Below are 26,900 nucleotides of genomic sequence, written 5' to 3'. Positions count from 1 at the left end.
GGAAGTACTGGACCTACCGGAAGTACTGGACCTACCGGAAGTACTGGACCTACCGGAAGTACTGGGTCAATAGTTACAACAAACTCTATGTTCGCTAATAATACATTAGGTGGTCCCATCTCTGTGATATTAGGTGGAACTAATATTCCTCTTTCTAATAACCAAAGCCTCGGTAATTTTACAGTTAACGCCTCAAACGATATATTTACAATTCCTGTAACCGGAAGATATTATTTAACCTATCAAGTTAATACGACAACTGCTCTACTCGCTGGAACAAGACTACTATTAAACGCTTCTACTCCACTTCCTGGTTCTATTTTTTCTCCCGCTATATCAACTTCAAATTATAATAATAATTTAATTACTAATTTAATTGCCGGTAATACAATTTCACTTCAATTATTCGGCGTATTATCCATCGTTAATTTGGTTGGAGGTGGTTCAACAGGTGCCTCTCTAACAATTATACGAATCGATTAAAAAATGATTCATTCTTTTTCTAATAAACATTATTAAATACTAAGTCTGTCATAACAAAAATTTCCCAATTATTTCATAAAAGTGATGACGCATTAAAGAACAAATTGCACTATATTCATAGTAGAAACTATCTATACTAAATTTTCCGTATATATATTATCAATTTACACTGACTTCCACCGATGTTACATTAAATATGAAAACAGTTTCTCTTTTACGAACCATCTCAATACGTATTTGAGAAACATACTCCAATCCTATACGCGAGAGCAATACTATGTTGACACTCAGATGAGTGTCTTTTTTTGTGAGTGATAAAAAATAAAAACCATCTCTTATAGATGGTTTTATCTTTTGTTACTATAAATGCACACTCATGCAGTTGGATAATAAATTGTCATGCTTAATCGAGTCAAAGATTCTCCTAAATTATGATAAGAGTGTGATCTATCGGCCTTAAAACGAATTGAATCTCCACTATTTAATGTATATTGACAGTTATTCACTTCTACTGTCAATTCACCTTCAAATACCGTAATAAATTCTTCTGCGCCTTCTTTATGCCCTTCTGAACTTAATTTCCCTTCTGTTTCTATTTCTACTGTATACATTTCAAAATGTCTATCATCTTGAAAAGGAAAAGAAGGATACACTTTATATTTTCCATTGTCTTCAGACAATGCTTGAATATCTTTTCTTAAGATCACTTTCGTATCAGGCTGAGGATTGTTGATTAAAGAGGTAAAAGAAACTTTCAAGCCATTTGCAATCTTCCATATTGTTGTTAGTGTCGGGCTTGATTCGCCTCTTTCAATTTGTCCAATCATCGTTTTACTCACACCTGTTAATTGGGCAACTTTTTCCAAACTTAATTTTTCTTTTTCTCTTATAGTTTTTAAATTTTTCGCCAGTATTAGTTGAATTTCTTCCATAAAAAAACACTCCCATACTATATACAATATAACGACCATTTTGTATAATAAAAAGCATACTTTATATTGTTCTTTTTGATCATTATAACATACACAAATGATTAGGGGGTTTTCACATGCCTATATTTTCTTTTTTATTATTTGTTTTTATAAGTAGCTTCACACCCGGCCCTAACAATTTTTTAGCGATGACATACGCAAATCAACACGGATTAAAACAGAGCATGAAGTTTTGCTTTGGAGTATCTTTCGGTTTTTTCATCCTCACTTCTTTATGTAGTTTCTTTAATGTTGTACTACTTAATATCTTACCCATAATCGAATTCCCTTTAAAAATTTTAGGTGTAGCGTATATGTTATATTTAGCTATTAAAATACTTACTAGTAAAAGCAGTACGAATCCCGGTGAAAAAGATAATAAAAATTTATTCACAGTGGGGATTTCTCTTCAATTCGTTAATCCTAAAGGGATATTATTCGGACTGACTGTAGTATCGACTTTCATAATCCCTTACTACAATTCATATTCAAGTTTTATACTTTTTTCATTATTTTTAGGTGTAGTCGGTTTAATGAGTACATTTAGTTGGAGTTTATTTGGTTCAACATTCCAAAAATTATTAGTGAAACATAACCAATTATTTAACATCATTATGGCCGTTTTATTAGTTTTCAGTGCCGTTTCAATCGTTATACACTAATTCAATGCTCATTTTAGATTTTGCACTTTTTAATACCACTCTTCATCAATCAGACTACTTTATATACTAATCTATCCACATACCCTATATGTTTTAAAACTTTTAAGTGGAAACCTTCTAACAATAGGTTTCCTTCCATATCATATTAAATAAGAAGCAGGTTAAATACGGAGGTGATTTTGATTAAGACTACTCTAATTTCTCATTTTTACAATGAAGAATATTTACTTCCATGGTGGTTAATGCACCATACAAAGCTATTTGATCACGGCATTCTTATTAACCGTGGATCCACTGATCGGTCAGTTGAAATCTGTAAAATATTCGCTCCTAATTGGGAAATACGAAACTCAAAATCACTCGAATTTGATGCTTATTTAGTTGATCAAGAAGTTATGGAAATTGAAAGAGAACTTACAGGATGGAAAATGGTATTAAATACGACAGAATTCCTATGCTGTTATAATAAAGAACAATTTTTTAAATCACTTAACACTATGGGCGGCAATATGTTTTCCATAAGAATGATTATGATGATTGATGAACCGACTCATGACTACACTAATCCAAGATATAGTTCTCCGCTTGTTAAACAACGTTATCATGGCATAATAATTCACCCTAATCCAAATCAACTATATCTTAACGGTAGATTAATTCACAATAATTCGCACGGGAACTATAGAGTCGGAAGACATGGTTCGCATTATCCTTATAGCATTTACATAGAACCTGCTTTTATTTTTAAATTTTTTTATAGTCCATGGAACGATGCAATGAAAAAACGAAAATTACAAATTGGACCGACTCTTTCTCAACACAGTGTACAGCGTGGACTAGGTTCTCATCACTTAACAACAATTGAAAAATTAGAAACAAAATACAAATTCTATGCAACTTTAACTACGGACCTCCGGTTATTCCCAGAATACCAAATTATATTTCCCGACCTTTATCCTTAATGTCATGAATATTTAGTTTCCACATCCATCCGTTTTTTATTAACATACCAACTCCAACTAAATATGTTTCTCTAGTAGAAATCCGAGCTAGGACTCTCGCTGCACGCAGATTCCTCTTATTTAATATCGTATCACCAGCCTATAATCTTTCATACCATTTCATTGAGCACCTGATGTTGGATCAGAAATAAAAAATGGTAATTCATTTGGAAAATTTTAAATTTCAGATTATATACCTTCTAAAACAAAGAATTCAAATAATAGAACCTAAACTAATGTTTTAAGTTATGGCTTTATTTTTTCTTATTATTCACTTTAAAATCTTTTTATAATAATATTGAAAAATACAGTATAATATAAACTACTGTTCTTTGGGAGGGTTATAATGTCTGATAAGTATAAATTTTTCATTCTTATTGTTACCGCATCTTTTTCTTTCTTTTCCTTAATAAAAGATTTCCGAAACACTTCAAAAAGTTTTTTTTGGGGTAGTTTTGTAATTCTTACAAGCTTCATAATACTTTTAACACTCGCTTTAGATTTAAATCAAATACTCCTATATTCAACGCAAATTGCGCTTGAGATTATTACAATACCACGTAAATTATTTCTACCATCTGTCACTGAAGCCGCTATTATTTGCTAAAAAAGTATTTTAATTTTCTTATGTATGCCAAAATATATTTTGGTAAATTTGACACACATTTATATCAAACAAGCATATTTTATTGTATGGTAACTATCTAATAATACAGATTTTAAATTTTTATAAGATTTTTTTATTTTTAATTAAAAATTTACAACATTCTAAAACAGTATGCACATAATATCCTCAATTCCCTTTTTCAACATGAAACTTGTCTCAGAGCGCCTTTAAAAGCGCTCTTTATCTTTAATAAAGGTTTTATTAAAATTTAGGTTAAAAATTAATACCCTATAGTCATGATAGCTATTTACTGTTTCCAAAATAAGTTGCATTAATAATATAGAAATGAAATACCTATAAAAATTATTACTTTACTATTTCTTTAAACATGCTAGTGAGGTGATTTCGATAGATTATCAAAACAAAGATATGTTCATTAACTTTTCACTTTTAGATATTAACCGTATTATTCTCCCACATTCTCCTACTGGACCTACTGGACCTACTGGGCCTACCGGTTCTACTGGTTCTACTGGCTCTACTGGCTCCACTGGACACACTGGCTCTACCGGGACTACTGGGCCTACTGGTTCTAACGGTTCCACTGGACCTACTGGACCTACTGGCTCTACCGGTTCCACTGGGGCTACTGGGCCTACCGGTTCTACCGGTTCTACCGGTTCTACTGGTTCTACTGGTTCTACTGGTTCTACTGGTTCCACTGGTTCCACTGGACCTACCGGGACTACCGGTTCTAACGGTTCCACTGGACCTACTGGGGCTACTGGCTCTACCGGTTCCACTGGGGCTACTGGGCCTACCGGTTCTACTGGTTCTACTGGTTCTACTGGTTCCACTGGACTTACTGGCTCCACTGGACCTACCGGGGCTACTGGCTCCATTGGTTTCACCGGTTTCACTGGTTCCACTGGTTCCACCGGGCCTACTGGGGCTACTGGACATACTGGCTCTACCGGTTCCACCGGGCCTACCGGGGCGGCTAGTGTAGGATTAACAAACTATCTATATGTTTTTGATACTACTAACCAATCAATCGCAGTGGGAAGTAGTGTTACTTTTAACACAAATGGACCTATAACAGGAACTGCTCTTAGTCACATCACAGGTACTGGAAATATTATAATTAATACACTAGGAACATATGTAGCAGAGTTTCAATTACAAGCTTCTCGCGAAAACCAATTCTCCCTCGAACTAAATGGTACACCAATTCCAGGTGGGCGTTTTGGTACGGGGTCACCACATACAATCAATCAAGGTACTGCTGCTTTTACCGTAACAATTGTTCCTTCAACCTTGACTTTAATAAATAACACCTCTTCAGCAGGTACTATCACTCTCTCAAATAGTGATGGTGGCTCTTTAACAAATGTATCTGCAAGTATAAGTATTTTTCAGGTCGGATAATTAATTGGGTTAGAAAAGTGATTCATAAAATTTACAAATATAAAAAATGAGGCTTCTCTTTTCTAGAGAAACCTCATTTTTTATATTAAATTTTAAACTGACTCGTATACAAATCAAAATAAAACCCTTTATCTTCCATGAGAGATTCATGATTCCCTCTTTCTAAAATATTTCCATCTTTTATAACAAGAATTTGATCTGCTTTTTCAATTGTTTTAAGTCGATGAGCGATCACAAAACTTGTGCGACCTCTCATTAAATTATTTAGTCCTGCTTGTATTTGTAATTCTGTTCTTGTATCAATATTTGATGTCGCTTCATCGAGAATTAATATATCTGCATCTGCTAAAATTGCTCGTGCAATCGCAAGAAGTTGTTTTTGTCCTTGACTTAAATTCGATCCTTCTGAAGCAATTTCTGTTTCATATTGATTTGGCAAATGCTTAATAAAAGAATGTGCAGATGCTGCCTTAGCTGCAGTGATAACTTCTTCATCACTAGCATCTAAGCGTCCATAACGGATATTATCCATAATCGAACCAGCAAATAAATACGTATCCTGTAAAACTACTCCTATTTTACTTCGTAAAGAATTAATATCATAATCTTTTATATCTTTTCCATCAATATGAATTTGTCCTTGCTGTATATCGTAAAAGCGAGTTAACAAATTAATGATTGTTGTTTTCCCTGATCCAGTCGGACCAACTAAAGCAATTGTCTCTCCTGGCTGCGCTTTAAGACTCACTTCTTTTAAAATCGTTTTATTTTCTGCGTAGCCAAATGAAACATTCTCAAGTGCAACATGCCCTTGTAAATTTTGTACAACGAATGCGTCTTTTTTATTTTGAATTTCTGGTACCTCATCCATAATTTCAAAAACACGTTCTCCACCAGCAACTGCCGCTTGAATTGTATTCATTAAAGTCGCAAATTGACTTAGCGGTCTTGAGAATTGACGAGAATAATTAATAAAAGCCGCAATAACTCCTACTGTTGTCATTCCGTTTAAGACCATAACTGATCCAGTCCCAATGACAAGGCCCATACCTAAATTATTAATAAAGTTCATACTTGGAAAAATAAAAGCTGAAAATGTATCAGCCTTCGTAGCTGAAACTCTTAGCTGTTCATTAATTTTATTGAAATTTTGTACAGTTTCTTTTTCTTTTCCGTACAACGTTGTAACATCCGCACCTGTAATTGCTTCCTCAATAAATCCATTTAATTCACCTAAATCTTTTTGACGCTTCGCAAAGTTTTTACCACTATATGCAACTAGTTTTTTTGTAACGTAAAACATAATAGGTACTGTAATTAAAGTTACAATTGCTAAAATCCAATTTAAGGCGAACATTGCAATCGTTACACCTATAAAAGTTAATGCTGATGAAATAATTTGTACAACGCTTTGTGTCAAAGCTTGATTCAAATTATCTATATCATTTGTCACACGGCTCATTAAATCACCTTGAGAACGCACATCAAAGAACCGTAAAGAAAGCGTTTGGATTTTCTCAAAAATATCTTGTCGTATTTTTTGAATTGTTTTTAATGCAACGTTAATCATGACAAACGTTTGTAACCATGTTAAAAGTACAGTTACACCATAAATCGCGATAAGTAACATACACATTCTTGCTGTACCACTTAAATCTTTCGGTACAATATATTGATCTATAATAACTCCCATAAAATAGGGACCTAATAATCCAAGTAATGTAGTAACAACGACTAGAAATATAACAAACATAAGAGCAGCTTTTTGATAGCCCATATAGTTCCATACCCGCATTACAGTTCCTTGAGCATTTTTAGCTTTTCCCATCTTTGGGGTGTTTCGTCCACCTTTATTAGCAAATTGCCCTTGAAAATTACGCATGTTCTTCCCCACCTTCTTTATCTAAATTACCACCTTGGGAAAGATAAATTTCCTGATAAACCTCACTTTGTTCTAACAATTGTTCATGTGTACCATTGCCAACTAATTCACCATTATCTAATACAAGTATTTTATCCGCATCCATTATGGAAGAAATTTTAGACGCAATTAATAAAGTTGTTGTGCCTTTATATTTTGTTTTTAAAGCTATTTGAATAGTAGCCTCTGATTTTGCATCAACTGCTGATGTAGAATCATCTAATATGAGAATCGGTGGCTTTCTCACAAGTGCCCTTGCAATTGATACACGTTGTTTTTGTCCACCTGATAGATTTGTCGCGCCTTGTGTTAAATTATATTGATAAGATTCTTCGAGCTTATTGATAAACTCAGTCGCACAAGCTGATGCAGCTGCTACTTCCAGCTCGTCATGTGTTGCATCTTCTTTACCATAACGTAAATTTTCTTCTATACTGCCTGAGAACAACAACGCCTTCTGAGGTACAAACCCTATTGAAGCACGGAGTTTTTGCAAATCATATTTTTTAACATCTATTCCATCTATACATATTTCACCATGATCCACATCATATAGACGTGGTAACAGTTTCGCTAAGGTAGATTTACCACTTCCAGTTGATCCAATAATCCCTACTTTTTCACCTTTTTGTATGCTAAACGAAATATCTTTTAAAACGTATTCATTATTTTTCGTATAGCTATAACTAACATTTTTAAATTCGATATTTCCTTCAATTTTCTCAGGTTCGATCGCATTCGCTTCGCTTATAATATCAACCTCGGTATTTAACACTTGCTGTACACGATCCGCAGATGGAAAAGCTCGCGCAATTTGAATAAATACCATGCTAATCGACATAAGTGACATTAAAATGATATTCAAGTAATTAATAAATGCCAAAATCGCTCCTACTTGAAGCGTTCCATCGAATACTTTTTCTCCACCAATCCATAATGTTGCGACAATCCCGCCACTTACAACTAGCATAATGATTGGCATCATTAAAGAAATAAGTTGCACAGCTCGAATATTTATCTTCGTTAAATTTGTATTTACATTTCCAAATTGAGCGATTTCGTATTTTTGTCTTACATACGCTTTTATAACACGCACACCAGATAAATTTTCTTGTAGCTTTGTATTCACTTTGTCTAATGCCTCTTGCACCTTTTTAAATGTACCACTTGCTTTACTTGCAATTAAAATAATCGCAAGTAATAAAATCGGAACAACTACAAGTAATATTGGAAATAACTCTCGCGCTGTTACAAAAACAATAATTATACTTCCGATAAATAACAGTGGACCACGAACGAGAACACGTAATGTCATCGTCATTGCCGATTGAATGGAAGTGATATCATTTGTCACGATCGTTAATAATTTACCTGTTCCAAATGAGTCCCGATTATTACTAGAAAATGTTTCTATTTTCGCAAACACATCTTTTCGTATGTCTGTAGCGAAATTAACAGCTGCTTTTGTAGAATACATCATACACCCAAGCCCTCCAACTAAACCGAGTGCTGCTGCTCCTATCATAAGAAGCCCCATTTTTATTACATAATTTAAATCCCGATTTGCAATCCCAACATCAATGATATGTTGCATAATAGTCGGTTGAATTAAGTCCATCGCAACCTCAAGTACCATAAATAGCGGCCCAATAATAGCGAAGAACATGTATGGTTTTAAATACTGTAATAACTTACGAAATGATTTCATACATAATCTCCTTTTTCCATGAAATTACCACTGAATAATTCATATCCTTCCTTATTTAAGCTATATATTTTGTAATTTCTTTATTACTTCTATTATATTATGTAAATTAATATTTAACATTATTAAATGATAAGTATTAATGACTTTCTAGTCAATAAATGTGCTTTATATTATATAAATACAAAAACCGCATTCTTAATGAAAAGAATACGGTTTTTCATCTATATTTCTTCAATTGTAAAATGTAAAAACTCAGTCTCAAATCCCTTATTTTTAGAAGGACTACACGTGTAAAAACCTATTTTAACAGGCTCCTTCCCTATATCCTCCATTAAATGAGCGATTCTTATTTGTTCCCATTGATGACCCTTTTTCACATATATTGTATAATCACCGCTTTTTCGAATAATTCGAAAACGAAGTTGTTGCTTAGCTGCTTCAGTTGGATAATCTTGCGTTGACCAGTCAGAATATCCATTATTCGTTACGACAGCACCTAAGTGAGATGGCCCTTCAGGGATATATTCTAAAGATGTTTTTAGCCAACAGTTCTCCGAAATCATAACAAAAAGACCTGCTTGATCGAATTTTGAATTTGGATTCATACGTAACTGAACTTCAGCTTGAAAGTCTGTCATCATCTCATTATAAAATACATGACCATTCATTACTTCAAAACCATAATGTGTTTTAAGCCAAAAATCAGTTTCTGCTTTCGAACGGACAATAAACGCATGATTATCATTAATTTTATAGTATTCAGGTACATTCATTATAGTGAGTTGCTCAATATGTTCTGGTATATACGATATATTCATAGCTCCTCCATAATAAAGCATTTATATAGACATTTAAAACTCCGCTAATACTGGGAATTTATAACCTTTAAAATCTAACTCTTTATCACTTCGAACCATTAAATACTTGCTAGACTGTACTTCTGTAAACTGTACATCCTCAACCCCTAATTGATCCGGAGAAAAATAAAATTCGATTTCCGTAAACCTTTCATTGATTTCTCCACATAATTCATCTAAAACCGGAAGTACTGGCGCAAATACTCCAAATAATTTCAACTTTTCATTTTCTACTTCATAAACGATTAGAGCATCTAGTTTCTCTGAATAATACAATTTCTCATTCCATTCCGAATCATACATATTCAAATAAAATGAAGGATGGAAGTTTAAAGTTGAAAAACTATTTGAAAGTCTTTGGCTACTATCAATAGTTTCATGTATTAACTGTCTATTCTCTATATTATAGTAATCTAACTTTTTAAGTAGTGAATCGTTATTATTAATATTTTTATCATATGGTATAGTCATCAAATATTCCTGCACAACTTTAAATCCAAATGCTGTATATAGTTCAGGGTTTTCCGTAAACAATAATGCACATTCACATTTCTTATCGATTTCTTCTATCATTTTACCCATTAATTGTGTCATTAACCCTTGTCTACGAAAATTAGGGTGTGTCATTACTGATTGAATACCCGCTGCATTTATTTTTTCACCATTAATTAATAATGGGAGTGAAAATGCCGCAACATTTGCAATCACTTTATCTTCTTGTAAAAATGATAAAGCTTTATATGTATCATCCCAATATCCTTTATCCGAAAAATCATTCAATGTTTGAGTTGTAATTCCAAACACTTCTTCAAATAAAGGAAATAACTGCTCTCTTTTCGGTTCTTCTATTAGAAGACTTGCCAATTTTTCAACATTCCCCATGTTGTACCTCCAAATGTTAAATTCCATTAAATTAGATATACTTATATGACCTACTCTTAAAAATAGAGGTCTTACCAATCAATATACTATCACAAAACATAAAAAAAAAGTCTAATTAATTTTATGTTTTGACTATTTGAAAATAAGTCGAATAAAACGATATTAAGATTTCTGGATATTAATTAGTTTATTATACAAAAATAGCGCTTTCTAATTAGCTTTTACTAATAGAAATACACTATTTATAATAAAATATTTTTAGTCTTTTATTCCTTCAAGTCTTTCCTTCGTATTAATTTCTTCTCCACTTATACGCTTTTCAAAAGACTTTCTCCAACTACATGAAAGTGCATTTACTTCTAATATCCTTTTTACCCCTTCAATATTTTGTTTTTCCTTATGCATGATACGATTAGCAAACGCTACTGAAACACCTTTTGGATCAGACTGTAGTTTTTTTAAGGTATCGACTGATGATACCCATCCTTCTTTTAATACACGAAAATAAAATCCTGTATATCCTGTTTCTTGAAAATATAGTGGTAACTTTGGAATATTATATTTTTTTGCTAATTTAAAACAAGGTTGCCTTGGTTGTGTTACCTGTACGATTGCCTGTCCTAGCTCAAACGTATCACCAATACAAACATCCTCTTCGCGCATACTACTAACTGTTATATTTTCTCCGAAAGCCCCATATACAAAATCTTGATTCAATTCTTTTTCCCAATATGGATAGTGATCACCAGTATAAACACAAACTGCTTTATCTACTCCTCCATGATGAACTAAGTCAGCTTGTCCATCCCCATTAAATTTTACAAAGGATAAATATACCGGTTCCTTTACTTGTTTCTTATTTATGCCTGTATGAATTACTTTTCCGCCGTATGTAACCTCTTTTGGTAATCCTATATTTAAAGATAATAATTGATATTCATTAGCCATTCTATTTCCTCCTTTAAAGGTGTTACATGTATTTTCTCTCGATTAATTTTTACAACCCTCTCTGTTACATAAAGATGATTATAAAACCTCTAAAATCATTGTTCAATTCAATTATTTATATAATAATGATAGGTATAACCTATCATTATACTTGAGGTGATTCCAATCGAATTACGACAACTTGAATACTTTTTAGCTGTTTCAAAAGAATTACATTTCACAAAAGCGGCTGAAAAATTAAATATTTCACAGCCTTCACTAAGTCAACAAATACGTGCATTAGAGCATGAAGTAGGAATGCCACTTTTCGATCGAATTGGTAAAAAAATATCATTAACTGAAGCAGGGAAGATTTTATTATCACATAGTAAAACCATTTTTCATGAAGTCGAACAAGCTCGTTCAGCTATTCAAGACCTAAACGGATTACAGCAAGGTTCCTTAACAATAGGGGCTTTGTTAACCGTCGTAAATTATTTACTACCACCAGCTATTTTAAATTTTAATAATTTATATCCTAATATAGAGCTTTCTGTATTAGGGCTTCGTACAGGAGATATTCGTGAAAAATTATTACAAAACGAACTAGATATTGGAATTACATTTCTCCCGGTGCAAGATAAAGAGATTATCTCCATCCCTCTATACAAAAGCGATCTTACATTGGTCGTGCCCACTGGTCATCGATTAGCTGAACGTAATCATGTATCTATTGCTGAATTACAGAACTACCCTTTAATTCTTTTACCTAAAAATTTCTTTTTAACCGAACTAATTACATCTCATTGTCAAAAGTTAAACTTTAAACCAAGGCCAATTTTAGAAATTAGTACGATGGAATCTTTAATCCAAATGGTTTCCAAAGAAATGGGAATTACAGTGTTACCCAAACCATATATAGACTTTTTACAAAATAAAAACATTCAAGCTATTAAAATAGAAAACCCTACTCCAATAATTGAAATAGGGCTAATTTATAGAAAAGATAAATATATGTGTGCTGCAACTCGAGAATTTATTGAGCAACTAAAAATCACAGTACGTTCTTTCCAAAACTAAACAAAAGAGATTATCCTATGAAACCGTTTCACAACAATTTAGTAGAATAATCTCTTTTCAAAACAAAGTAAACATTATATTTAACTCTTATAAACTTTAATGTACCTTTTTAGATATTGGAATATATTTAGTAAAATATGCACCAACTAGCAATAATACAATTGAAAATAACCAAGTAAAAGCACCGCCAAAATGAAACCAATATGCAAACATATTTAAGATTGCAAGTGAAAAGAAGCAAATAGAAGTTACCGCACTTTTCAATCCTTTTATCCCAGACTTTTTTCTCTTTTGATAAGCAATATACATCGCAATGACAAGAAAAAAGATAAGAACAAATGGTAACATAACTTTCAGCATTGGTAATCCCTCCAGTGTAAATGCACTCTTTACATCACCATCTTATCCCATTTATCTTTTAGGTATCAATTCATTCTTATCTTCCTTCCAAAAGTCAGTATAAGTTTTATTTTTAAAGTTCACGTTCACCTCAGAAAACGGCATACTTCCTCCAACTTTCAATGAATACCAGTCGTTTAAAAGTGGTGATCCGAAACAAATCTTCATTGTACGATCATGTAAATCGAATAATACAGAATGTAAAGTTCCAAACCATTCTTCATAGTTATGCACAGTAAGTCCAGCAGGATATTCTTCTTCTACTAACTTTTTTAAAGACTCTATGCTTACTTGTTCACATCTATTTAAATGCTCATGTAAAAGGTAATATCTCTTTGTTGATTGTTCTAATTTCCTATTATTTAATTTCTGAATTGATGAACTAACTGCATGGTTTGTTGATACAATAAAAGCTTGTTTTTCATCATCAATCGTTATTGTGGATTTATGACCGTCCAATATTTCAATATATGCTGCATTTAAAGGATCAGCTATTATTAAATTAATATTACTAGCAATTGGGATTTCTTCTATTAGTAACTTAGCTTCCTGCACATTTTTACATTTCTCCAACAACAATCGAATTACCGCAAAACATTGTAAACCACTCACCATTGGCTTTCTTAAACCTGCAATATTTCCTACTGGTTGACCACATGCTGAAAATGTAACAGCTAATCCATGCTCGTTAACCCCTTCCGTTCGGCCAAAATATTGAGTAGAAAAGCCACTATGTGCATACGCACCTTCAACATGAGTTGAACAAAAACGCATATCATCTATTACTGGTGACAAATCATAATTCCTTAATACATATGTGTGCTCTAAATCGGTCTTTTTAGGTAATACTGCACAATGACTACAACCTGCTTTCAATAGTGTTTGATAGTAATACATCATATTTTTTGAAGGAATTTTTAACACTTCACAAAACCCCTCAATTTCTTCATTTATGCCTGGACAATGTTTGTTTAGTATATTTCTCGATTCTGTCCAATGGTTATTAGATATTACATTTTCTTCGTGTATAAATTGCGGGATGAGATACGGATTTTGTTTCACGAATTCCCCTTGTTGCTTTCCAATCTCATAATAACTTCCTTTTAATGATGAAAAATACCCCTTTACTTGATACATCAAACTCCCCCTCACATTGGATATATCCATATCGTACCAAATGGATTTCATTCATCCTTGATGTTTTTTACTATCTTTCTTTAACACCATCCCATTTTAATATCTCCACTAATAATTATTTACTAGACAATTAAAGTTTTGTTAATATTGCTGTAATAGCTTTATTTCAAAATAAAGTAGTTTGGATATCAAATGAGCAAAATACTTTGTTAAACCCACTTATAAGCAATCATCTAATTCATGAAATCAAAAAACTTATTTATCAAAATAAAAGGAGAATTTATGTATGAGTAGTTGCAAACCAATTGATAAATTAACTATTGAGGACCTAAAACAAAACCCCATTTGGGAATGGGCAATAGATGAAGAGGAAAACGAAGAACATGACGAAACATGGGTAAAACCAGCGACAACTACTAATTTTACAGAAGAATTAAACGGTTCAATCGTACTAGGCGAATTATTCTTACATAATGGTGAAAAATTCCCTATGATGTGTGAAATTGATATTGAAGGTGACGAGGCCGTAATTCGTTCTGTTGTTTATTATAAGGAAGCAAAAAATGAGTATATTGCTATAGAAGATATTGTGAAAACGGTCGAAATGCCGTTATCGATTATTATTAATCTTACAATTCATGCAGAATCCAAAACCTTACGCTTCACTGCACATAAAGTAGACATTTATAAAAATTCAATAACGACTAATTTTAATTAAAGTCGGCCGAAATAAAGAAAACAATTATGAAATACAAACTGGGGAGTCATTAACGATTCCCCAGTTTTTTAAACTATATTAAAGTATCCCCTTTTCCACTAAAGTCTCTGCAATTTGAACTGAATTCCAAGCCGCACCTTTTAATAGGTTATCGGAAACAATCCAGAGGTGGAATCCGTTTGGCGTATCAGGATCTTTACGTATTCTTCCGACAAATGTATCTATTTTCCCTTCTGCATATAATGGCATTGGATACAGCTGTTCACTAGGGTTATCCTGCAAAATAACACCTGGTGCATCCATTAGTATTCCCTTGATTTCCGCAACGCTTGCTTCTTTTTCCAGTTCTATATAAACCGATTCTGAATGCCCCGATACAACTGGAACACGTACACAAGTAGCTGCCATTTTCAAGTTTTCATCTTCTAATATTTTCTTCGTTTCTTGAATCATTTTGACTTCTTCAAAAGTAAAATCATTGTCTGTAAATATATCTACTTGAGGCAGTACATTAAATGCTATTGGATAATGTTTTTTATCTTTTTTCACCGGTAATATATCACTCTTCACTTCTTCACCTGCAAGTATAGACTTAGCCTGCTCTCGTAATTCATGAATCGCATGAATGCCAGAACCCGATACAGCTTGATATGTTGAAACGATAATTCTTTCTAAACCAAATGATTTTCGAATCGGCTGAAGTGCTGTTACCATCTGTAGTGCTGAACAATTTGGAACTGCAATGATACCTTTATGCTGTTTTAAAGTGTGCGCATTCACTTCCGGAACAACGAGCGGTACACCTTGTGCCATTCGGTACTCACTTGTGTTATCAATTACAATCGCACCACTAGAAACTGCATGAGTTACAAATTGTCTAGATACTTCTCCCCCAGCGCTAAAAAAGGCAATATCTACACCTTCAAAGCTAGTTGTTTTTGCCTCTTGTATAATTATCTCTCGTCCTTTGAATCTTACTTTCTTACCAGCGGATCGTTTTGACGAAAGCAATGTAACTTCAACTATATTAAACTTCATTTCATTCTCTAACAGTTCAATAATTTTTTGCCCTACCGCACCTGTAGCCCCAACAACAGCTACATGATAGCCCTTTTTGATCATCTTTTCTCCTCCAATATCACCTGAATGAATATTTCTACAATTTCATTTTATACAGAATTTAATCATTTGGAAAATTAAAATACATGATATAATCATTCACAAATCATGATAATAAAAGAGGGATCGCTTATGGAAATGAGACATGTTAAAACATTTTGCGCCATTGTGAAGTATGGTAATTTTTCTAAAGCTGCGCACGCGCTAGGTTATGCGCAATCTACTGTTACAGCACATATGAAAGCTTTAGAGAACGATTTACATATTCCTCTTTTCGATCGGTTAGGGAAAAAAGTGCTACTTACAAAAGCCGGTCATCAATTTCATCCTTATGCATTAGAATTACTTTCAATATATGAAAAAGCGCAAGAAATCCCCCAAAATACAGATTATTTAGAAGGTACATTAAGTATTACATCTAATGAATCATTAGCGGTATACCGATTACCACAATTATTACGTACTTACAAACAGAAAAATCCGAAAGTAAATATCGTACTTGAAACGAACACAAATGAACAAGCATTACAAAAATTACGTGAAGGAGAAACAGACGTTGTCTTCATAATTGGAGAAAGTATAGAACATAATGATTTTATTACGCGTACTTTTAGTAATGAAACATTTGGATGGATTTTACCAGCTTATTCCGCTGCACATACAAATCCATTCCAGTTATTACAGGAAACCCAGTTCATTTTTACAGAACAAAGCTGCGGCTATAGGACAATGGTAGATCGTTTTTTACGTCAAAGCGGAAATATTCCAGCTAAAACATTTGAAACTTCCAATGTTGAAGTCATTAAACAATCCGTCATGTGTGAGTTAGGCATTTCAATTCTTCCTTATATCGTTGTACAGGAAAGTTGTCAAAAAGAACAACTATGTTTTCAGCCTATCGAAACTCCATCCGTTATTCAAAGTCATGTAATCTATCATAAATCCAGATGGATTTCCCCGGTGTTACAGTCGTTTCTTTCCTTACTTGAACGAGATTAAGATATTAAGAAGTACATTTAAAAAGAGTAATTGCCTAATAAGCAATTACTCTCTTACATTAATTAGTATATTATTTATTAGTCTGTCCGCCACCTGCAATTAATTTACTACCTGAATATGTACCTTTGTTCATAAACACTTGATTAATTAATTCTTTTTGCTCAGCTTCCGACATTACTCCTTTTCCTTCTCCTAAATTCCCACTTTGTAATTTCCAAATCTTATTGTGATCCCCATCAACCTTTTCATATTTTCCTTGTTTCCATCGTTCTAAAATTTCTACATATGTACTTCCCTGCACAAGATCATTACTCTTTACAATATCAATTAAGCTTTCAATCCGCTCTTGTGTAATAAAAATATAGCCCCACTTTTGATCAGCTTTCGCTTTTTGATGTGCCATTTCATGTAATGCTGTCTGTATGTTCTCATCTGTCCATTTAAAATTTTTATTAAAACCACTATTTGGCAATGAATAATTGCCATTTTCTAAAAGCTTTGCATCTTCTGCTTTTACGTTACTATCAGCTAATACTTCTACTGCTGGAGCAGCTGGTGATGCCTTTTTCGCAGCTGGTTTACTATTATTTAAATAATGCAGCATACCATATGTTAAACCTACTCCGATTACCGCCATACCAGCTATAACACCTATTATTTTCAAAAATGTTTTCATCTCGCTTGTTTCCTCCCAAATATCTCTGTTCTGACTACCTAATTATTTCTTATATAAAAACTGTTACTTCATTCAAAATATCGCATCGCATCCCCTATCATATTATTTATATATACTTCCTCATATTGTATTTCTTTTTCTTTAAAATTGAAAGATTATTCTGTTAAATAATGAAAATATTCTACAAATTTTTCCTTTATATTTATAAAGAAACAAAAAAAACAACGAGCGCGTTCTACAACACTCGTTGTTTTTACTTTATGCACGATTTTCTTCTAACCACTTCGTAATAGCATCTAACCTCGAAACATCAAAACGTCTTTCTTCACACACATTCAAATTTTTTGAGTTTCTCACTATTTCTAATTCATTATTTCTTACACTTTTCGCCTCAATTAATTTACAATACCCATCTGTAACAGTATTTAAATTTTCATAATAACGCTGAAACGATTTTGATATATGTAAATGTTTTTTAAAGTTTCTTCTTCTTTTCGTCTCATCAGATACTTTCCGCTTTCTAAGTTCTTCATCGTTCGTATATAAATAAAAATATTGATCCGGAAAACCAATTTCCCTATTTATCATCTTTTCTTTATAAAAATTTTCTATTAAAGATAATGGCTGATTAAATATATCAAAATGAAAGCACCAATTATAACTAAGTGGTTGATATATATCCCCATCGAGTATTACTAATTCATATTGCTCTGACTTCTGAACAGCTATATTCCAGCGCTCAACTTGTTTTTCAAAATACCATGTTCTATGTTCATTTTTTGGCCTTTCAAATAAAGAATTCACTTCAGGTATTATATAAGCACCATAATTCTTTTCTAATTCACGGCACGTGGTACTTTTACCAACAGCGCTTGCTCCCTCAAATGCTATTATCCCCATAGTTTCCCCCTCTTTCATTAACTAAAATTTCGTTGTTTCGCTTTTCTTCCCCATAACTTTCTCCATAAAACAATTGAAGCGATAGTGAGCATGATTGTTGTAATGATACTACCTTCAATTCCGAACGTGCCTCCATGAAGGAATTCCGATCCAGTTGTTACAGGTTTAAAAAGTGGTGTAGAATACATTGTCATTCCACTAACTGCAAAACCAAATACGTTATATTGTGCCCAATTCCAAATGGAATGCCATGCGCATATCCCCCAAAGACTACTATCTTTCAAAACGTAAAAAGCTGCAAACACACCAACTAATATTATATTCGATATTGAAAGAATTGTAATACCTGGATTTAGTAAATGAAGAAAACCAAATAAAAATGAAGTTACAACAATACCGATCCATATACGGCTTCTAACAGAAAGAACTGGAAATAACCAACCCCGAACAACAATTTCTTCTGTTGCACCTTGTATTAAAAAAGCAACTAAAGATCCCACAATTCCAAGTATAGCGGTTGGTGTAATGTGTTGCATTTGTAGTTGTACATTTCCAGTTAATAAAAGTAGCATGACTGGTATTGAAATGAAAACAAATCCTATTAATGTACCTCTCAAATATTTTCTTATCCATTGATTTCTCCAAAAACCAATGGATGAAAATGATCTTTTCTCTACAAATCTAATCCATAAAAACACAAAAAATATTGCGCCGCCAAACATTAATATCATCTCAATGTCGCTATAAATCGCCTTCATAAAAGTTGTTTCTGCTTTCGGTAAAATCAGCATAAACAACATAAATAATTCACCTAAAGTTAAAAATATAATCGCGAGTATGACAGCAAAAACAGGATGAACTTTTCTTCTTCCTTCTTTTGCTGCTTCAATTATTTTAAATTGTTTATTTTGCAATATTCTATCCTCCTAATTATGGTACTCATCAGCAATATTAAAATAATATTTAGCCTTTTATTTAAACTTATTTTTTCATATAAATGATTTTTGTTTGGAATAAATTCAAATTAGGAATAATATATAAATAAAAGAGGTGCCTTTGTGCCTTTACTATTATCACCCAGATTACTCAGTGGTATTACCAGCACTTGCTATTTCCAACCATTTGTTGTAAGATAGTAATTAAGGTCAATTTAACACTATATTTTCTTTGCATATTATCAAGTATCAATCAGGGACATTTTGTACTCCTTATGGGTTTTTGATAATATGTGAACTTTTATTTTCATTCAAATAAGGCCGATCATATTGTAATTTTTCTACTTTTAGGAGGCATTACCATGACATTAACAGGTAAAGTAAAATGGTTTAACAGCGAAAAAGGTTTCGGTTTCATCGAAGTTGCAGACGGTAACGACGTATTCGTTCACTTCTCAGCTATCACTGGCGACGGTTTCAAGTCTCTTGACGAAGGTCAAGAAGTTAGCTTCGAAGTTGAAGAAGGTAACCGCGGACCTCAAGCTAAAAACGTTGTAAAGCTATAATTCAAACAATAAAAAGGTTGTTACCAGCAAGGTTAACAACCTTTTTAATATATAACTAAAATTTTTTACATAAAAGGAGTGGTTACATGTATCGCAATCGAAAGAACGATGTAGCAGAAGTACCACCAGAACAAACCCCTGTTTGGGAATGTGAATCAGAGGATTGTTTAGGATGGATGAGAAAGAACTTTTCATTTGAAGAAGAGCCTAAATGCCCTTTATGTAAAAGTAGCATGAAAAGCGGAGAACGTTTATTACCTAAATTAGGTTAATTTATAATAAAAAAAACCTCTTTTAATTAAGAGGTTTTTTTTATTATAAATTTATGTTCTCAATATCAGTTCGTACTATAGAATACAATAATGCATCGTGTTGCTTATTTCCTTGATGAATATATCCACGCAATAGACCTTCCTTTTGGAAGCCAATTTTAGATAACATTCTACAAGAAGTATCATTTTCAGGATATGTAATAGCTCCAATTCTAAACAAACCTAAATCTTTAAATCCATAATCAATAATTTCTCGAGCTGCTTCCGAAGCGTAACCATTTCCCCAATAACGAGGATGCAGATCATATCCAATCTCAGATCGTTTACTCCATAATTGTAAATTGTTTAGTCCAATTGTTCCTATTAAAACGTTCGTTTCTTTTAACACAATTCCCCATCGTATTGCCTTTTTCTCAAAGTAATTTTTTGAAAAAGATTCGATCATACGTGAAGCTTGTCCAAACTCCGTAAAAGAATTCATACCGTAATAACACGTCACTTCATCCAATGAAAAGATTTCATATATTTTTTGACAATAAGATTGTTCTATTTCAACTAAACGTAAGCGTTCTGTTTCTAATATAGGAAATGCCATAGGATCACTCCTTTCTCTCTACTCATTCATTATATCAGAAAAAATATGTATAATTAGTAAAGTCCTTATTGTTCCATAAGTCAAACATTTCTAATGGCGCATTCCCTCTTTATTCTATATACACGAATTGGATACCTTCTGATTGCGACTCAAACATGACGCTATAATTTCCATAAATCAAATTTTAAATTATAAAGAACTGTAAAGAATTTGTTCCTTCATTTTTTCCTTCTAAACAACCACCCTAACCCATACATTTATGGTAAAATATAGTTAATCCATTTTACGCTATGGAGGTGTAAAAATCTATGTATATATTCATCGGCTTATCCCTCTTACTCATATTACTTATTTTTTTATTCGCAAAAAAATTCACACCAAACTCATTCATGATGACTAGCTTTAAAGGCAATAGCTTTAAGACATTTTCAATCGGTATTTTAATCGCTGCCATACTCTCACTTTCATATGGAACTTATCATGCAGTAACATATCAACCTAGTTATTTAGATATTAAATTAAAAAATCAAAACTATACTGTTTTCGGTAATGTAGGCGAATTCGGTTATTTCTCCGAAGAATTATTAAAAAAAGATACAGAAGTACAACTATATTTCGTCTCTTGGAAAAAAATGCAGTTAAAAAATCCGGTAATACTTATAGAATATCCTTCAGGAAAACAAGAAACATGGAAGCCAAATATCGTATCAATACCGGTAAATAAATTACAAGAAAAACTTGATATAAAAGATATTTATCAACTATCACCGTATTCATTTAAAGAGTCTGGAGAAATAATATTAACAATAAAAGAAAACAATGTAAAAAACAATACAATTTCCATTCAAATAAAATAAATAAAAACTGTTCCTCCATTTTGCTGAAGGGACAGTTTTTATTTATTCTACAGTATTATTTATTTAATGTATCCATTATTTCATTGGCTATATTCTTTCCATTTCCAATACACGCACCAATTCCAACACCATAATATGAGGCACCAGCTAAATATACATTTGGATAAAGATTCATCATTTTTTCTTGTAATGCTTGAACCGCTTGATTATGTTCTAAATGATATTTCGGCATTAAATCTTTCCAATTTGTAACTTCAACTACTTCTGGTTCACCTTTAATTCCAAGACTCTTTTCAATATCATATAAAGCGACTCGTACTAATTCTTCTTCATTGTAATCCTTGATTGTTTCATATACCGGATTGGTACTCTTATAAAACATTCTAACTAATAATTTTTGTTTACCCGATGTATGTTTCCACTTTCGACTTGTCCATGTACAAGCATCACAATGTAAATCACTGTTTTCCGTTACAATAAACCCCGTACCGTCAGCTGGTAGTTGTTCATCTAGTATGTCAAATCCTAAATAAATACTAATAAGAGATGAGTTTTTAAATGTATTAAACTGCTCATTTAACTCATTAGACTGTAATAAAGTTTGCGCTATATCATGTGGAGCTGCTAAAACAACATAATCTGCTTGTATTGTTTCATGATTTGCAAAAGAAATCTCATATCGATCTTCTTGTTTACTTACAGCCGTCGTTATAGCACCTTTTTTTACGACAGTTTCAGTCAGCACTTCTTCTAAGCGATTAATTATCGTAGATAGTCCACCCTTAAATGATACGAATTTTTTATTTCCTGCTGATTGAAATTGTTTTTTATTCTCTTCAAAACCTTTAATAATACTTCCATACTTATTTTTATAATCCAGTAAATACGGTAATGTAGATGCCATTGTAAGCTCATTCAATTTACCAGAATATACGCCTGAAAGCACAGGAGCAATTTGTCTTTCCACTAACTCTTTCCCTAAAAAGCTTTCTAAAAATAGAGCAAGTGATGTATCTTTCGTAAACTCTTTATTTTTCGTTATGAAATCTTTTAAAGCTACGATTTTCCCCTTCGTTGAGACTAGCGTACTGCTAAACAACGACCGGGCGCTCATCGGTATCCCAAATATAGTATCAGAAGGAATCGGATGTAACATGTTTTCAGAATATATGTAAGAAATACCCGTTTCATTATATACCATTTCATTTTCTAAATTTAAATCTTTTACAAGTGGCATAACATGTTCATTACGAGCAACTATTGAATCCGCCCCTGACTCCATAATGAAATCCTTTTCTTCCACACTATGGATTTTACCACCTAAATACTCTTCTTTCTCAATAAGAATTAAATTTAAATCGATATTATAATCCTTTTTTAATTTTTCTAAATAAAACATAGTAGAAAGTCCCGTTATACCTCCACCGATAACAACAACTGTTTTCATATGTGCTGCGCTCCTAACCGATACAATTAATAATTCCTTTTTATTATAACCAAAAGTCCTTATATTCGACTAGCAAGTTGCGCATTCTGTAAGAAATTAGACAATATATTTTAATATATTGTCTAATTACCTAATAAAAAAGAACTATAACATTTACAAACCCCGTCATAGTTCTCTTTATTTTAAAAACATAAAGTAATTGATTAATTTGTCTAGTTCTTGACTCAATGCCAATACTTTTTCATGTTGAATTCCATAATCCGATACTAAATATAAAAGTTCTTCTTTTTTTATTTCAATTACTTTTTCCAATTTCGCTAGTTCCATGTCGTTTTACATCTCTCCAAAAATAAAATGTATGTATTTCAGTATAGCCTACTTACATAATTAGTAAAAGTAAAATACGCATGTAAAATCTTACATATTTGAAAAAATAATATACTACTAACAAAAAAAGAAACTAGATTAAACATCCTTTTACAGATCATTAACGTTCATTAAGAATGAATAACATAACGGAATTTTTCTAATGTGATATCTTTATAATTTGGAGCTCTCTGTATATGATTAAAATAACTATATGAGAATTTAAATACATGACCAAAATCCCAATCGAATTCACTATAGTCTTTTATCCAAAATATATTTTCAGTTGGTAAAATATTTGCACGTTTAGATTGAATTAAAGGTAATCGATCTATAGGTGAGTGTAAAGTTATTTCCGTATTCAGCTTGAGCTTTTGGCTAGCTCTTAGTACGTATACTAGTTTTAACAGCGGACGTATCCCTCGTTGAAATATATCTATATGTCCTAAATCGTACATTATATTAATTGCGTGGGAGTATGTAAGCAAATGCCCAATTAAATCATGATGTGATTCCGCTCGATAAATACTATTAAATTTCGATAACTCATTTAAAATGAACTGAGATACTTGTGTTGGATTACTCAATTCACTTTGTATCTCCTCTTCAAAACTTAATTGTTTTACTTCTTTCGTCGTATAACCAATCCACGATCTACCTGGAATTGTTTTTCGAAATGATAAAATAAGAGTAGTAATCCCTTCAATTGCTTGATTATCACCCCATTTTTGTAGCTCTTTCATAGCTAATAAACTTAATGACGCATAAATGACGTTATGCCCCACCCAATGAAGCTCATCAATCGTTTGTTCTAAAGATTTTATAATCATATTTTCCGCAATTTTAAAATCTATTTCTTTTTTATCATCAATCATCTCACCAATTTTTTTCTTGTTCAGCATCATCCTTGTTTGCGAATACATATTACGAGCTGTTTCTTCATCAATATTATTATCTTTCATAAAAAAATAACTAGCAATTGCAGCTGCTCCAAAATGTGCATGCCAAATATCATTTGTTTCTTTTTTACATTGAGAAATAATTGAAAGACCGCCTTTCAAAATACTTTTTTCCATTTTCTTTCTCCCCTATTAAAAATCACTATATTTTCATCCTAAAGATGGTGTCAGTACAAATAAAATGTGATTCGATTCATCACTTTTATTCAAAAATCGATGCTTCACATTTGGTGGAATACGTACAACATCGCCTTCTTCTAAAAAATATTCTTTCCCCTCCAATTCCACATACACTTCCCCTTTCATAATAACAGCAATCTCTTCCTTATCTTCATGGGAATAATGGCTTTCTGTTGTGTTTGCTTGTTTATTTAAATCCATCATTAACATTTCAATACGTGCTTTCATAAAATCAGGTGTTAATACATCATATACAATGTGATCATTGTTTTCCCGATATACTTTTTTTCGATCTTTTTTCTTAGAAATGAGCGAATCTGTATCGATATCGTTAATAAAAAGTGTAAACAGCGGTACATTTAATGCTTTTGCAATTAACTCCAAAACATTTAAAGAAGGATTAGCATGTCCTCTTTCAATTTGGCTAATTAGTGATGTACTAATTCCTGCATAATCAGCGAATTCACGAATTGTCATATTATTTTTCTTACGATAACTTAATACTGTTTGTCCAAGCCTATCATGTATCATAGTAAAACTTCCTTTCATCCATCATAATGCATATTTCATTGTCTTTGTGCTGACATACTAAACAAAGGCAAATAATCCTTTCCTATTATCTCCGGGACTTATATACTTACCTTTGTACATTATATCGTATTAAGTTTATTATAATAAACACTCTATCGGAGGGACAAACTTTGAAATCACCTATTCTTTCATATTTCATCTTATTTTTTGGTGTATTCGCCTTATCAACTTCAGCAATCTTTGTAAAATTGGCAGATGCTCCTGCGACAATCATTGCTTTTTACCGATTATTCTTTGCCACACTAATCCTGTTACCGTTATTACTATTTAATAAAAATAGTCGAAATGAGCTAAAAACTTTAACGAAAAAACAATGGACATTCGGATTCATATCTGGGCTATTTTTAGCTGCACATTATGTACTATGGTTTGAATCATTACAATATACTTCTGTAGCAAGCTCTACAGTTATCGTAACGTTACAACCTTTGTTCTCAATGATTGGTGGTTATTTTTTATTTAAGGAAAGATTTACGAAAGGAGCGGTTATTGGTTGCCTCATCGCTATTTCAGGTAGTATCATCATTGGCTGGCAAGACTTCCAAATTAGTGGAGAAGCTTTATATGGAGATATTTTAGCATTTATTGCTGCCGGTATCATTACTGCTTATTTTTTCATTAGCCAACACGTTCGTAAAGATTTGTCACTTATACCCTATTCAGTAATTAGTTATGGAAGTAGTGCTGGCTTTCTTGGCATATTTGCTTTCACGCAACAAGAATCTTTCATCCATTATTCTACACAAACTTGGTTGTGTTTTATTGGATTAGCTTTCATTGCTACAATTTTAGGACAAACCATTTTTAATTGGTTATTAAAATGGATGAGTGCTACTGTAATTTCAATGAGTATTTTAGGTGAAACAATTGGCACTTGTATACTAGCGTACTTTATATTACATGAGACCATTTCTTTACAACAAGGACTAGGAATTACCGTTATTTTTATTGGTTTAGTATTATTTTTATTGCAGCCAAGTTCTAATAAAAAAGCATGACAGTATACTGTCATGCTTTTAACTATTCATTATGTACAATTAAACCATTCGGTCTAAAACGACTCATCATAATTTCATTAATAAACTTTCCATGAGCTTTCAAATTCCCTATCTTTACTCCCTCTTCTACAAATCCAAATTTTTCATATAAAGCTTTTGCTTTTGGATTCGTTTCTAACACACCTAGTTCTACTCTCTCTAACATTAACCAATTATCAGCCAGATCAAGCATCTTCGTAAGAAGTGCTCTCCCAATTCCTTTATTATGATATTCACTGTCTACTCCAATGAATAAATCGCCTGAATGAGATCTTCGGCCCGGACTTTGTGTTAAACCTACAAACCCAACAACTTCTCCATCATATTCTGCAACAAATTCAAATTGATTTGGTGCTAAATTTCGAATTCTATTTTCCATAGCTTCTACACGCATGCTAGGTAAGAAAACCATATACGGTAAAACGTCATCCTGTATACATATACGATGAATTGCTCTAACATCTTGTATTTCTACTGCTCTAACGTTGATTCCCATCTTTCTCTCCTCCATATAAATAACAATATATTTGTGTGTATTCTAGAAACGTTCACGAATGACCTTCTCGCCCGTATTTCTTTATGTCATTTTTACATAATTATTTCGATATAATACTTAATTT

General features: G+C 32.3%; 30 protein-coding genes. 12 read left to right on the top strand and 18 right to left on the bottom strand.

The window, feature by feature from the left end; all coding sequences use genetic code 11:
* Positions 1-483 (top strand): BclA C-terminal domain-containing protein (locus MR107_RS15940; RefSeq protein WP_242292514.1); only part of this gene is annotated, 483 nt, incomplete at its 5' end.
* Between the two features lie 374 nt (positions 484-857).
* Here the strand turns inward: MR107_RS15940 and MR107_RS15935 are convergent.
* On the bottom strand, positions 858-1,415 hold the full coding sequence (locus tag MR107_RS15935; RefSeq protein WP_048657281.1) for a helix-turn-helix domain-containing protein: 558 nt from the start codon (positions 1,413-1,415) through the stop codon (positions 858-860).
* Between the two features lie 116 nt (positions 1,416-1,531).
* Between MR107_RS15935 and MR107_RS15930 the strand changes: the two genes are divergently transcribed.
* The 4 genes from MR107_RS15930 (at position 1,532) to MR107_RS31990 (ending at position 5,152) form a co-directional block, all read left to right on the top strand.
* Positions 1,532-2,116 (top strand): LysE family transporter, encoded by a 585-nt coding sequence (locus tag MR107_RS15930; RefSeq protein WP_242292513.1) that lies wholly within the window; start codon positions 1,532-1,534, stop codon positions 2,114-2,116.
* Positions 2,117-2,295: 179 nt separating this feature from the next.
* Complete coding sequence (locus MR107_RS15925) at positions 2,296-3,078, top strand: glycosyltransferase family 2 protein (protein WP_211478113.1); 783 nt, start codon at positions 2,296-2,298, stop codon at positions 3,076-3,078.
* A 385-nt stretch (positions 3,079-3,463) separates the two neighbouring features.
* Positions 3,464-3,724: a hypothetical protein gene (locus MR107_RS15920; RefSeq protein WP_048657278.1), complete on the top strand. Its 261-nt coding sequence runs from the start codon at positions 3,464-3,466 to the stop codon at positions 3,722-3,724.
* A 429-nt stretch (positions 3,725-4,153) separates the two neighbouring features.
* Positions 4,154-5,152 carry a collagen-like domain-containing protein gene (locus tag MR107_RS31990; RefSeq protein WP_472926405.1) on the top strand — a complete coding sequence of 333 codons (999 nt, stop codon included), beginning with the start codon at positions 4,154-4,156 and terminating at the stop codon, positions 5,150-5,152.
* Between the two features lie 85 nt (positions 5,153-5,237).
* Here the strand turns inward: MR107_RS31990 and MR107_RS15905 are convergent, their stop codons facing one another.
* The 5 genes from MR107_RS15905 to MR107_RS15885 all read right to left on the bottom strand — a co-directional run bounded on the left by MR107_RS15905 (position 5,238) and on the right by MR107_RS15885 (position 11,468).
* Complete coding sequence (locus MR107_RS15905) at positions 5,238-7,034, bottom strand: ABC transporter ATP-binding protein (protein WP_098128087.1); 1,797 nt, start codon at positions 7,032-7,034, stop codon at positions 5,238-5,240.
* On the bottom strand, positions 7,027-8,781 hold the full coding sequence (locus MR107_RS15900) for an ABC transporter ATP-binding protein (RefSeq protein ID WP_000834774.1): 1,755 nt from the start codon (positions 8,779-8,781) through the stop codon (positions 7,027-7,029). The genes MR107_RS15905 and MR107_RS15900 overlap by 8 nt, the downstream gene beginning before the upstream one ends.
* A 221-nt stretch (positions 8,782-9,002) precedes the next feature.
* Positions 9,003-9,599 carry a DUF1349 domain-containing protein gene (locus MR107_RS15895; protein WP_001027675.1) on the bottom strand — a complete coding sequence of 199 codons (597 nt, stop codon included), beginning with the start codon at positions 9,597-9,599 and terminating at the stop codon, positions 9,003-9,005.
* Between the two features lie 33 nt (positions 9,600-9,632).
* Complete coding sequence (locus MR107_RS15890; protein ID WP_000528673.1) at positions 9,633-10,520, bottom strand: GNAT family N-acetyltransferase; 888 nt, start codon at positions 10,518-10,520, stop codon at positions 9,633-9,635.
* Between the two features lie 258 nt (positions 10,521-10,778).
* On the bottom strand, positions 10,779-11,468 hold the full coding sequence (locus MR107_RS15885; protein ID WP_001262993.1) for an MOSC domain-containing protein: 690 nt from the start codon (positions 11,466-11,468) through the stop codon (positions 10,779-10,781).
* Positions 11,469-11,624: 156 nt separating this feature from the next.
* On the opposite strand from MR107_RS15885, the gene MR107_RS15880 reads away from it, so the two are divergent.
* A complete protein-coding gene (locus tag MR107_RS15880) occupies positions 11,625-12,527 on the top strand; it encodes a LysR family transcriptional regulator (RefSeq protein ID WP_000612237.1) in 903 nt (300 codons plus the stop codon).
* Between the two features lie 96 nt (positions 12,528-12,623).
* Here the strand turns inward: MR107_RS15880 and MR107_RS15875 are convergent, their stop codons facing one another.
* Complete coding sequence (locus MR107_RS15875) at positions 12,624-12,887, bottom strand: hypothetical protein (protein WP_000921859.1); 264 nt, start codon at positions 12,885-12,887, stop codon at positions 12,624-12,626.
* Between the two features lie 51 nt (positions 12,888-12,938).
* Positions 12,939-14,063 (bottom strand): C45 family autoproteolytic acyltransferase/hydrolase, encoded by a 1,125-nt coding sequence (locus MR107_RS15870; protein WP_000285233.1) that lies wholly within the window; start codon positions 14,061-14,063, stop codon positions 12,939-12,941.
* A 286-nt stretch (positions 14,064-14,349) separates the two neighbouring features.
* On the opposite strand from MR107_RS15870, the gene MR107_RS15865 reads away from it, so the two are divergent.
* Positions 14,350-14,781 carry a hypothetical protein gene (locus tag MR107_RS15865; RefSeq protein WP_000093109.1) on the top strand — a complete coding sequence of 144 codons (432 nt, stop codon included), beginning with the start codon at positions 14,350-14,352 and terminating at the stop codon, positions 14,779-14,781.
* A 78-nt stretch (positions 14,782-14,859) separates the two neighbouring features.
* Here the strand turns inward: MR107_RS15865 and MR107_RS15860 are convergent, their stop codons facing one another.
* The gene (locus tag MR107_RS15860; RefSeq protein ID WP_000591709.1) at positions 14,860-15,903 is read right to left on the bottom strand and encodes an aspartate-semialdehyde dehydrogenase; all 1,044 of its coding nucleotides are present in this window, start codon (positions 15,901-15,903) and stop codon (positions 14,860-14,862) included.
* A 129-nt stretch (positions 15,904-16,032) separates the two neighbouring features.
* On the opposite strand from MR107_RS15860, the gene MR107_RS15855 reads away from it, so the two are divergent.
* A complete protein-coding gene (locus MR107_RS15855) occupies positions 16,033-16,899 on the top strand; it encodes a LysR family transcriptional regulator (RefSeq protein WP_000425898.1) in 867 nt (288 codons plus the stop codon).
* 70 nt (positions 16,900-16,969) lie between these two features.
* Here the strand turns inward: MR107_RS15855 and MR107_RS15850 are convergent, their stop codons facing one another.
* The 3 genes from MR107_RS15850 to MR107_RS15840 all read right to left on the bottom strand — a co-directional run bounded on the left by MR107_RS15850 (position 16,970) and on the right by MR107_RS15840 (position 19,389).
* Positions 16,970-17,575, bottom strand: a complete 606-nt coding sequence (locus MR107_RS15850; RefSeq protein ID WP_000846982.1) for a PRK06770 family protein — start codon at positions 17,573-17,575, stop codon at positions 16,970-16,972.
* A 258-nt stretch (positions 17,576-17,833) separates the two neighbouring features.
* Positions 17,834-18,493 (bottom strand): AAA family ATPase, encoded by a 660-nt coding sequence (locus MR107_RS15845; RefSeq protein ID WP_140158357.1) that lies wholly within the window; start codon positions 18,491-18,493, stop codon positions 17,834-17,836.
* On the bottom strand, positions 18,493-19,389 hold the full coding sequence (locus MR107_RS15840) for a CPBP family intramembrane glutamic endopeptidase (protein ID WP_048519261.1): 897 nt from the start codon (positions 19,387-19,389) through the stop codon (positions 18,493-18,495). The genes MR107_RS15845 and MR107_RS15840 overlap by 1 nt, the downstream gene beginning before the upstream one ends.
* A gap of 383 nt (positions 19,390-19,772) precedes the next feature.
* On the opposite strand from MR107_RS15840, the gene cspD reads away from it, so the two are divergent.
* Together cspD and MR107_RS15830 are read left to right on the top strand one after the other, a co-directional pair.
* The gene (gene cspD / locus MR107_RS15835; RefSeq protein WP_000176366.1) at positions 19,773-19,976 is read left to right on the top strand and encodes a cold-shock protein CspD; all 204 of its coding nucleotides are present in this window, start codon (positions 19,773-19,775) and stop codon (positions 19,974-19,976) included.
* Positions 19,977-20,062: 86 nt separating this feature from the next.
* Positions 20,063-20,248 carry a cold-shock protein gene (locus tag MR107_RS15830; protein WP_000286203.1) on the top strand — a complete coding sequence of 62 codons (186 nt, stop codon included), beginning with the start codon at positions 20,063-20,065 and terminating at the stop codon, positions 20,246-20,248.
* Between the two features lie 43 nt (positions 20,249-20,291).
* On the opposite strand, the gene MR107_RS15825 is transcribed toward MR107_RS15830, so the two are convergent.
* On the bottom strand, positions 20,292-20,843 hold the full coding sequence (locus tag MR107_RS15825) for a GNAT family N-acetyltransferase (protein WP_000885397.1): 552 nt from the start codon (positions 20,841-20,843) through the stop codon (positions 20,292-20,294).
* Between the two features lie 308 nt (positions 20,844-21,151).
* On the opposite strand from MR107_RS15825, the gene MR107_RS15820 reads away from it, so the two are divergent.
* Positions 21,152-21,700 (top strand): hypothetical protein, encoded by a 549-nt coding sequence (locus MR107_RS15820; protein ID WP_000275236.1) that lies wholly within the window; start codon positions 21,152-21,154, stop codon positions 21,698-21,700.
* 55 nt (positions 21,701-21,755) lie between these two features.
* Here the strand turns inward: MR107_RS15820 and MR107_RS15815 are convergent, their stop codons facing one another.
* From MR107_RS15815 to MR107_RS15800, 4 genes are all read right to left on the bottom strand, one after another.
* On the bottom strand, positions 21,756-23,147 hold the full coding sequence (locus MR107_RS15815) for a protoporphyrinogen oxidase (RefSeq protein WP_075676988.1): 1,392 nt from the start codon (positions 23,145-23,147) through the stop codon (positions 21,756-21,758).
* A gap of 177 nt (positions 23,148-23,324) precedes the next feature.
* The gene (locus MR107_RS15810) at positions 23,325-23,474 is read right to left on the bottom strand and encodes an aspartyl-phosphate phosphatase Spo0E family protein (protein ID WP_000417698.1); all 150 of its coding nucleotides are present in this window, start codon (positions 23,472-23,474) and stop codon (positions 23,325-23,327) included.
* Positions 23,475-23,644: 170 nt separating this feature from the next.
* Positions 23,645-24,589 carry a hypothetical protein gene (locus tag MR107_RS15805; RefSeq protein WP_000415694.1) on the bottom strand — a complete coding sequence of 315 codons (945 nt, stop codon included), beginning with the start codon at positions 24,587-24,589 and terminating at the stop codon, positions 23,645-23,647.
* A 33-nt stretch (positions 24,590-24,622) separates the two neighbouring features.
* A complete protein-coding gene (locus MR107_RS15800; RefSeq protein WP_000581029.1) occupies positions 24,623-25,183 on the bottom strand; it encodes a helix-turn-helix domain-containing protein in 561 nt (186 codons plus the stop codon).
* Positions 25,184-25,353: 170 nt separating this feature from the next.
* Between MR107_RS15800 and MR107_RS15795 the strand changes: the two genes are divergently transcribed.
* On the top strand, positions 25,354-26,241 hold the full coding sequence (locus tag MR107_RS15795) for a DMT family transporter (protein WP_000841810.1): 888 nt from the start codon (positions 25,354-25,356) through the stop codon (positions 26,239-26,241).
* Positions 26,242-26,263: 22 nt separating this feature from the next.
* Here MR107_RS15795 and MR107_RS15790 read toward each other — a convergent pair whose 3' ends face one another.
* On the bottom strand, positions 26,264-26,776 hold the full coding sequence (locus tag MR107_RS15790; RefSeq protein WP_242292511.1) for a GNAT family N-acetyltransferase: 513 nt from the start codon (positions 26,774-26,776) through the stop codon (positions 26,264-26,266).
* Positions 26,777-26,900: the final 124 nt, after the last annotated feature.

Source organism: Bacillus cereus group sp. BfR-BA-01441, assembly GCF_022663075.1.
GTDB lineage: Bacteria > Bacillota > Bacilli > Bacillales > Bacillaceae_G > Bacillus_A > Bacillus_A cereus.
This window is presented reverse-complemented; position numbering and strand designations above follow the sequence as displayed.

Excerpts from the sequence above, each read along its gene's own strand:
- MR107_RS15920 (WP_048657278.1), top strand. The coding sequence starts at position 3,464 with ATGTCTGATAAGTATAAATTTTTCATTCTTATTGTTACCGCATCTTTT.
- MR107_RS15885 (WP_001262993.1), bottom strand. The coding sequence starts at position 11,468 with ATGGCTAATGAATATCAATTATTATCTTTAAATATAGGATTACCAAAA.
- MR107_RS15870 (WP_000285233.1), bottom strand. The coding sequence starts at position 14,063 with ATGTATCAAGTAAAGGGGTATTTTTCATCATTAAAAGGAAGTTATTAT.
- MR107_RS15875 (WP_000921859.1), bottom strand. The coding sequence starts at position 12,887 with ATGCTGAAAGTTATGTTACCATTTGTTCTTATCTTTTTTCTTGTCATT.
- MR107_RS31990 (WP_472926405.1), top strand. The coding sequence starts at position 4,154 with ATGTTCATTAACTTTTCACTTTTAGATATTAACCGTATTATTCTCCCA.
- MR107_RS15790 (WP_242292511.1), bottom strand. The coding sequence starts at position 26,776 with ATGGGAATCAACGTTAGAGCAGTAGAAATACAAGATGTTAGAGCAATT.
- MR107_RS15895 (WP_001027675.1), bottom strand. The coding sequence starts at position 9,599 with ATGAATATATCGTATATACCAGAACATATTGAGCAACTCACTATAATG.
- MR107_RS15800 (WP_000581029.1), bottom strand. The coding sequence starts at position 25,183 with ATGATACATGATAGGCTTGGACAAACAGTATTAAGTTATCGTAAGAAA.
- MR107_RS15855 (WP_000425898.1), top strand. The coding sequence starts at position 16,033 with ATGGAAATGAGACATGTTAAAACATTTTGCGCCATTGTGAAGTATGGT.
- MR107_RS15810 (WP_000417698.1), bottom strand. The coding sequence starts at position 23,474 with ATGGAACTAGCGAAATTGGAAAAAGTAATTGAAATAAAAAAAGAAGAA.
- MR107_RS15830 (WP_000286203.1), top strand. The coding sequence starts at position 20,063 with ATGTATCGCAATCGAAAGAACGATGTAGCAGAAGTACCACCAGAACAA.
- MR107_RS15815 (WP_075676988.1), bottom strand. The coding sequence starts at position 23,147 with ATGAAAACAGTTGTTGTTATCGGTGGAGGTATAACGGGACTTTCTACT.
- MR107_RS15860 (WP_000591709.1), bottom strand. The coding sequence starts at position 15,903 with ATGATCAAAAAGGGCTATCATGTAGCTGTTGTTGGGGCTACAGGTGCG.
- MR107_RS15865 (WP_000093109.1), top strand. The coding sequence starts at position 14,350 with ATGAGTAGTTGCAAACCAATTGATAAATTAACTATTGAGGACCTAAAA.
- MR107_RS15820 (WP_000275236.1), top strand. The coding sequence starts at position 21,152 with ATGTATATATTCATCGGCTTATCCCTCTTACTCATATTACTTATTTTT.
- MR107_RS15935 (WP_048657281.1), bottom strand. The coding sequence starts at position 1,415 with ATGGAAGAAATTCAACTAATACTGGCGAAAAATTTAAAAACTATAAGA.
- MR107_RS15805 (WP_000415694.1), bottom strand. The coding sequence starts at position 24,589 with ATGGAAAAAAGTATTTTGAAAGGCGGTCTTTCAATTATTTCTCAATGT.
- MR107_RS15845 (WP_140158357.1), bottom strand. The coding sequence starts at position 18,493 with ATGAAAGAGGGGGAAACTATGGGGATAATAGCATTTGAGGGAGCAAGC.
- MR107_RS15905 (WP_098128087.1), bottom strand. The coding sequence starts at position 7,034 with ATGCGTAATTTTCAAGGGCAATTTGCTAATAAAGGTGGACGAAACACC.
- MR107_RS15900 (WP_000834774.1), bottom strand. The coding sequence starts at position 8,781 with ATGAAATCATTTCGTAAGTTATTACAGTATTTAAAACCATACATGTTC.
- MR107_RS15825 (WP_000885397.1), bottom strand. The coding sequence starts at position 20,843 with ATGGCATTTCCTATATTAGAAACAGAACGCTTACGTTTAGTTGAAATA.
- MR107_RS15850 (WP_000846982.1), bottom strand. The coding sequence starts at position 17,575 with ATGAAAACATTTTTGAAAATAATAGGTGTTATAGCTGGTATGGCGGTA.
- cspD (WP_000176366.1), top strand. The coding sequence starts at position 19,773 with ATGACATTAACAGGTAAAGTAAAATGGTTTAACAGCGAAAAAGGTTTC.
- MR107_RS15890 (WP_000528673.1), bottom strand. The coding sequence starts at position 10,520 with ATGGGGAATGTTGAAAAATTGGCAAGTCTTCTAATAGAAGAACCGAAA.
- MR107_RS15930 (WP_242292513.1), top strand. The coding sequence starts at position 1,532 with ATGCCTATATTTTCTTTTTTATTATTTGTTTTTATAAGTAGCTTCACA.